Here is a 7,327-nt window from a genome sequence, read left to right as displayed (position 1 = left end):
CCGGTGTATGTTTTCTTCTGTTTTCAGCATAAAAATACAGTACTGTTTTTAGGAATGCCGGCAATCCGGCCGGAATCTGTATTTGCAGCAAATACAGTTAGACAGCCAATCCAGCAAACAAGTCTCAGGCTGTCTTTGTATAAAATACACTTTGTCAAATTTTGTTGTAATATTGGCGAATCCGAGGCGTATATTTTTCCCTCGGTTTGTACAATCCACAGAAAAAGAGCCCCGGAGGCACAAAATGGAGGAAAAGGGCTTTTCTTTTGCCTGCGGGAGGACTATAATGACACCCGAAGTACAAAGACGTACGGGATAGCTCCTGTACGTCTTTGTGCTTTTTTATTTTATATTCTCATGGATGCCGTGCCTGATGCACGGCCGGGTGGGAATGTGAGAGGAATGGTAAGACAGATGAAAAACGCAAAATCCGTGCTGGCTTTTGCCATGGCCGCCGCTATGGCAGTGACCGCCACCGGCTGCGGCGCTTCGGGCGGCAGTTCCACTGCGGCCGCCACCGGCGAAGCCGCTTCCGCCGATTCCACCGGGGCTTCGTCCTCGGCGCTGAACGTCATGCTGGAGACCCCTGTGCAGTCTCTGGACCCCCAGGTGGCCACCGACGGCACCTCCTTTGAGGTCATCGCCGACTTCACCGACGGTCTGATGCAGATGGACGCCGCCGGTGCCGCCGTGCCCGCCTGCGCCGAAAGCTACGAGGTCAGCGAGGACGGCAAGACCTACACCTTCCACATCCGGGAAGATGCCAACTGGTCCAACGGCGACCCCGTCACCGCCAACGACTTCGTCTTCGGCTGGCAGCGCGCCGTTGACCCGGCCACCGCTTCCGAATACTCCTACATGCTTAGTGACATCGGCCAGGTGGTCAACGCCGCCGACATCATCGCCGGCACCAAGGACGTTTCCGAACTGGGCGTCACCGCCGTGGACGACAAGACCCTGCAGGTCCAGCTGAACGTGCCCGTCAGCTACTTCCTGAGCCTGATGTACTTCCCCACCTTCTATCCTGTGAACCAGGAATTCTATGAGAGCTGCGCCGACACCTTCGCCACCAGCCCCGAGACCGTCCTGTCCAACGGCGCCTTCACCCTGACCAGCTATGAACCCGCCGCCACCGCTTTCACCCTGGAAAAGAACGACAGCTACTATGACGCCGACAAGGTGCAGCTGTCCGGCCTGAACTACCAGGTCATCCAGGACAGCCAGCAGGCCCTGATGAGCTACCAGACCGGCGCGCTGGACATCACCCTGGTCAACGGCGAACAGGTGGACCAGGTGAAGGATGACCCCGCTTTTGACAGCCGCGGCGCCGGTTACCTGTGGTACATCAGCCCCAACATGGGCAGTGTGCCCGAACTGGCCAACGAAAACCTGCGTCTGGCCATGACCTTCGCCCTGGATCGTGAATCCATCTGCAGCGACGTCCTGAAGGACGGCAGCGCCGCCACCTTCACCGCCGTGCCCCCGCAGTTTGCCACCGGTCCGGACGGCAGCGACTTCAGCGCCGACCAGACCAAGTATTCCGACGTTTGCGCCTATGACCCCGACAAGGCCCTGAGCTACTACGAGACCGCCAAGCAGGAACTGGGTGTGGATACCTTTGAGTTTGACATGGTCGTTGACTCCGACGACGCGCCGCAGAAGGTCGCCCAGGTCGTGAAGGAACAGCTGGAGACCACCCTGCCCGGTATGACCATCAACCTGGTCATCGAACCCAAGAAGCAGCGCGTGGAAGACATGCAGAACGGCAACTTTGAGCTGGGCCTGACCCGCTGGGGCCCCGACTACGCCGATCCCATGACCTACCTGAGCATGTGGACCACCGGCAACTCCAACAACTACGGTCTGTGGTCCAACGCCGACTACGATGCCATCATCGAATCCTGCACCACCGGTGATCTGTGCACCGATCCGGAAGGCCGCTGGAGCGCCATGTACGACGCCGAAAAGATCGTTCTGGACGAGGCCGTCATCTTCCCGCTGTACACCCAGTGCAACGCCGAGATGATCAGCCCCAACGTCACCGGTATCGAGTTCCACCCCGTGGCCCTCAACCGCGTGTACAAGAACGCCGTGAAAGCCGGCTGATAACCGCAAACTGACCGCGCAGTGGCCTTGCCGCACGCTGCGCGGCTTTTTTGATTGACAGGGGAATCCCGTGCTGTTGTGCGCAGCGCCCCTCTCCCCCGTTTGCAGAAGGAGGAATCTCCCGCCGTGAAGAAATACATCCTCAAGCGCATCCTGACTTCGCTGTTTACCCTGCTGGCAATCCTGCTGGTGCTCTTCATCCTGATGAAGCTGATGCCCGGTTCGCCCTTCAACGACGAAAAACTCACCGACGACATGCGCGCGGCCCTGTACGCCAAGTACGGCCTGGACCAGCCGGTCATTGTGCAGTTCTTCAAATATGTGGGCGGTATGCTGCGGGGCGATCTGGGTGTGAGCTACAACATCTCCAAAAACACCCCCATCAGCCAGCTGATCCAGACCCGGCTGCCCATCTCCATCCAGATCGGCGGCATGGCCGTGCTGCTGGGCGCTGTGGTGGGCCTGATCCTGGGCATCATCGCCGCCCTCAAGCGGGATACCATCTGGGATACCCTGGCCACCATCATCTCGGTCATCGGTGTTTCGGTGCCGTCCTACGTCTTTGCCCTGGGCCTTTCCTACACCTTCGGGTTCCGGCTGCAGTGGTTTCCCATGCTGTTCACGGTGAACGATATCACCGGCTCCAGCGTGCTGCCCAGCATCTCCCTTTCCATGTTCACCATGGCCTCCATCGCCCGGTTCACCCGCAGCGAGATGCTGGAAGTGCTGGACAGCGACTACATGCTGCTGGCCGAAAGCAAGGGCATTTCCGGTCCGGCGCTGATCTTCCGCCATGCCCTGCGCAACGCCCTGATCCCCATCATCACCGTGCTGGCCCCCCTCATTGTGGACCTGATGACCGGTTCCCTGGTGGTGGAAAAGATCTTTGCCATTCCCGGCGTGGGCAGCCTGCTGGTCAACGCCATCCAGTCCAATGACTACAATGTGGTCATCAGCCTGAGCTTCATTTACAGCGCCATGTACATCGGCATCATGCTGGTCGTGGACATCCTGTACGGTGTCATCGATCCGCGGATCCGTCTTTCGAAGGAGGGGAACTGATATGGCACAAGCAGCCGCCGCCCGTGTGAAAATCGACACACTCAACGACGTCGCCGCCGTGAACGCCGCCTTCCCGGAACACACCTTCACCGGGAAGGACTTCCAGCTGAAAGGCAACGCCGACGACATTCAGATCGACACCAACTTTGCCTCCCAGAGCTTCTGGAAGGACGTGCGCATCCGCTTTTTCCGCAAGAAGAGCGCGGTGTTCGGGCTCATCATGATCGTGGTCATCACCCTGATGGCCATTCTGGGCCCCGGCATGAACGAATACACCTACTCCGGCCAGGAACTGAGCCAGAAAAACCTGGCGCCCCGCATCCCCGTCATCGAGGATCTGGGCATCTTCGACGGCAGCGAGACCATCGCCACCACCACCGGCACCAGGGTCACCAACCAGTATGAGGAAAAAGGCCTGGACGATGTGTACTACTGGTTCGGCTCCGACAACTTCGGCCGTGACATCTGGACCCGCACCTGGGAAGGCGCCCGGGTCAGCCTGATCATCGCTGTGGCCGCCGCGGTCATCAACATGGTCATCGGCATGTCCTACGGGCTGATCTCCGGCTATTTCGGGGGCAAGGTGGACATGCTCATGCAGCGGTTTCTGGAGATCGCCAACGGCATTCCCCGTCTGGTCATCTGCACCCTGCTGCTGTTGGTGCTGCAGCCCGGTATCCTGACCATCGTCTTTGCCCTGATGCTCACCGAATGGGTGGGCATGAGCCGCATCGCCCGCGCCGAGATGCTCAAGCTCAAGGCGCAGGAGTTCGTGCTGGCCTCCCGCACCCTGGGTGCCGGCAGCTTCTTCATCATCTTCCGGGAAGTGCTGCCCAACATCATCGGACCCATCATCACCCAGGTCATGTTCAGCATCCCCACCGCCATCTTCACCGAGGCTTTCCTGAGCTTTGTGGGTCTGGGCATCCCGGTGCCCCAGTGCTCCCTGGGTTCGCTGATCAACGAGCTGTACAACAGCTTCACCACCCATCCCTACCAGATCATCCCGCCCATTGCGGTGATGGTGCTGCTGATGCTCAGCTTCAACCTGGTGGCGGACGGCCTGCGGGAAGCCCTGGACCCCAAGATGAAGAGCATGTAAGGAGGCACGCACAATGGCAGAACAACAAAAAGAACGGGTGCTGGCAGTGCGCGACCTGGACATCACCTTCAAGACCACCGCCGGTCCGGTCCACGCCATCCGGGGCGTGAACATCGACCTGTACCGCGGAGAGACCGTGGCCCTGGTGGGCGAATCCGGCTCCGGCAAGTCGGTGACCATGAAGGCGGCCATGGGCATTCTGGCCCACAACGCCACCATCAACGCCGGCTCCATCGAATTTTCCTACCACCATGCCGACGGCTCCCCCGAGACGGTGGACATCCTGAAAAAGGACAAGAAGTGGATCCGCCGCCACATCAACGGCAAGCGCATTGCCATGGTGTTCCAGGACCCCATGACCAGCCTGGACCCCACCATGCCCATCGGCAAGCAGATCATGGAAGGGATGCTCTGGCACTTCAAGATGAACAAGAAGGAAGCCTGGCAGCGGGCCATTACCCTGCTGGAGGAAGTGGGCATCACCGACGCCGAAAAGCGGATGAAGAACTATCCCCACCAGCTGTCCGGCGGCATGCGCCAGCGGGTGGTCATTGCCATCGCCCTGGCCTGCGACCCCGACCTGCTGATCTGCGACGAACCCACCACCGCCCTGGATGTGACCATCCAGGCCAAGATCCTGGAACTGATCCGCCGCATCCAGAAGGAGCGGGGCATCTCGGTCATCTACATCACCCACGACCTGGGCGTGGTGGCCAAGGTGGCCGACTATGTGGACGTGATGTACGCGGGCAAGATCGTGGAGACCGGCACCATCGACGAGATCTTCTACGATCCCCGGCACCCCTACACCTGGGGTCTGCTTTCGGCCATGCCCGACCTGGACACGGCGGACGAGCGGCTGTACACCATCCCCGGTTCCCCGCCCAACCTGCTGCATGAAAAACCGGGCGACGCCTTTGCGGCCCGCAACCGGTTTGCCCTGAACATTGACGAGGAACTTGACCCGCCCATGTTCAAGATCACCGACACCCACTATGCCGCCACCTGGCTGCTGGACCCCCGGGCCCCCAAGGTGGATATCCCCCCCGAGCTGCGCGCCCGGGTGGAGCGGATGAAAGAGGAAGCCCGCAAGGTTGCGGCCAAGGAGGTGCTGTAAGATGGTCAACAAGGAACAGGCGCCCCTGCTGGAAGTCAAGGGCCTCAAGCAGTATTTCCGCGTCAACCGCAACTTTACGGTCAAGGCCGTGGACGATGTAAGCTTTACCATCCGTCCCGGCGAGACCTACGGTCTGGTGGGGGAATCCGGCTCCGGCAAGTCCACCATCGGCCGCAGCGTCATCCGGCTGTATGACCCCACCGCCGGACAGATCACCTTTGACGGTCACGACATCAGCGGCCGGCTGGACAAGGCGGCCAACAGCCGCCTGCGCACCCAGATGCAGATGATCTTCCAGGATCCCATGGCCAGCCTGAACCCCCGCAAAAAGGTGGAGGACATCATTGCCGAAGGGCTGGACATCCACCACATGTACCGCTCCCGGGAGGAACGCCGGGAGAAGGTGGAGAAGATCCTGGCCAAGGTGGGGCTGGCCCCGGAGCACGCCGAGCGCTATCCCCACCAGTTCTCCGGCGGCCAGCGCCAGCGGGTGGGCATTGCCCGGGCCCTGATCATGGACCCCAAGCTGATCATTGCGGATGAGTGCATCTCCGCCCTGGACGTTTCCATCCAGGCCCAGGTGGTCAACCTGATGAAGGATATCCAGGCCGAGACCGGCACGGCGTACCTCTTCATCGCCCATGACCTGTCCATGGTCAAGTACATCAGCGACCGCATCGGTGTGCTGCATCTGGGGCATCTGCTGGAGACCGGCACCACCGAGGAGATTTTTGAAAATCCCATCCACCCGTATACCCGCAGCCTGCTTTCGGCCATTCCCCTGCCCAACCCGGTGGTGGAAAAGCGCCGCACCGCGGAAACCTACGACTACGCCACCTCCGGCATCGACTACACCAAGGGCACCGACCATCTGGTGTCCGGTACCCATTACGTCAAGTGCACCGACGAGGAATTTGCCCGCTGGTGCCGCTGAGGCAGCGCGTTTCCCACACCATTCTCCCATTTTTCGGGTTTTACTATCCTCAGAAAAGGCGCCCCGGCCTGACGGTCGGAGCGCCTTTTCTATCTCTCAGGAAGGATTTGGGAAACGCAGTTTACTTCTCCAACAGGGGCAGCAGATAGCCATAGCCTTCCGCTTCCATTTTTGCGTAGGGAACAAACCGCAGGGAGGCACTGTTGATGCAGTAGCGCACCCCGTTGGGGGATTCCGGGTCGTCGGTGAACACATGGCCCAGGTGGGAGTCCCCGGCACGGCTGCGGACCTCGGTACGGTGCATGCCGTGGCTGTTGTCCGGCAGTTCCACCACCGCCGGGGCCTCGATGGGCTTGGTGAAGGCGGGCCAGCCGCAGCCGCTCTCGAACTTGTCGGCGGAAGAGAACAGGGGTTCCCCGGTGACCACATCCACATAGATGCCCTTTTCAAACTTGTCCCAGAATTCGTTGAGGAAGGGGCTCTCGGTGCCGCTTTGCTGGGTGACCCGGTACTGCTCGGCGGTGAGCTTGTCCCGGATGGTTTCCGCCGCCGGTTTGCGGTAGTCGCCGGGGTCGATGCGCAGCTGGGAGAACAGGGCGATCTCATCCCGAGGGATGTGGCAGTAGCCGCCGGGGTTCTTTTCCAGGTAATCCTGGTGGTATTCCTCCGCTGGATAGAAGTTGACCAGCGGACCAATCTCCACCATGAACTTCTCGCTGCGGCCCCGCTCGATGGCGGCAATCCGTTCCACCGTCTCCCGGGCGGCTTCGTCGGTGTAATAGACACCGGTCTGGTACTGGGTGCCCCGGTCATTCCCCTGCCGGTTTTCCACCGTGGGGTCGATGACGTAGAAGTAGGCCAGCAGCAGGGCGTCCAGGCTGACCTGGTCCGGGTCATAGGTCACCCGCACCGTTTCCCGGAAGCCGGTGGTCCCGGTGCAGACGGTGCGGTAGTCGGCATCCGCTTCCCCGGTGCCGTTGGCGTAGCCGCTGGTGGCATCCAGCAC

Annotated in this window: 6 protein-coding genes; 5 read left to right on the top strand and 1 reads right to left on the bottom strand. The window is 60.7% G+C overall.

Annotated elements, in window-relative coordinates; all coding sequences use genetic code 11:
* Positions 1–414: 414 nt before the first annotated feature.
* The 5 genes from Q0K17_RS09565 to Q0K17_RS09545 all read left to right on the top strand — a co-directional run bounded on the left by Q0K17_RS09565 (position 415) and on the right by Q0K17_RS09545 (position 6,321).
* On the top strand, positions 415–2,106 hold the full coding sequence (locus Q0K17_RS09565) for a peptide ABC transporter substrate-binding protein (protein WP_294542583.1): 1,692 nt from the start codon (positions 415–417) through the stop codon (positions 2,104–2,106).
* Positions 2,107–2,232: 126 nt separating this feature from the next.
* The gene (locus Q0K17_RS09560) at positions 2,233–3,168 is read left to right on the top strand and encodes an ABC transporter permease (RefSeq protein WP_294542581.1); all 936 of its coding nucleotides are present in this window, start codon (positions 2,233–2,235) and stop codon (positions 3,166–3,168) included.
* Position 3,169: 1 nt separating this feature from the next.
* Positions 3,170–4,270 (top strand): ABC transporter permease, encoded by a 1,101-nt coding sequence (locus Q0K17_RS09555; RefSeq protein WP_294542579.1) that lies wholly within the window; start codon positions 3,170–3,172, stop codon positions 4,268–4,270.
* A 13-nt stretch (positions 4,271–4,283) separates the two neighbouring features.
* Positions 4,284–5,387, top strand: a complete 1,104-nt coding sequence (locus Q0K17_RS09550) for an ABC transporter ATP-binding protein (RefSeq protein ID WP_294542577.1) — start codon at positions 4,284–4,286, stop codon at positions 5,385–5,387.
* 1 nt (position 5,388) lies between these two features.
* Positions 5,389–6,321, top strand: a complete 933-nt coding sequence (locus Q0K17_RS09545; RefSeq protein WP_294542575.1) for an ATP-binding cassette domain-containing protein — start codon at positions 5,389–5,391, stop codon at positions 6,319–6,321.
* Between the two features lie 121 nt (positions 6,322–6,442).
* Here Q0K17_RS09545 and msrB read toward each other — a convergent pair.
* Positions 6,443–7,327 (bottom strand): peptide-methionine (R)-S-oxide reductase MsrB (gene msrB / locus Q0K17_RS09540; RefSeq protein WP_294542574.1); only part of this gene is annotated, 885 nt, incomplete at its 5' end.

Source organism: uncultured Gemmiger sp. (genome assembly GCA_944388105.1).
Taxonomy (GTDB): Bacteria; Bacillota; Clostridia; order Oscillospirales; family Ruminococcaceae; genus Gemmiger.
Note: the sequence above shows the minus strand (reverse complement) of the source record. Positions and strands in the feature narration are given on the sequence as shown.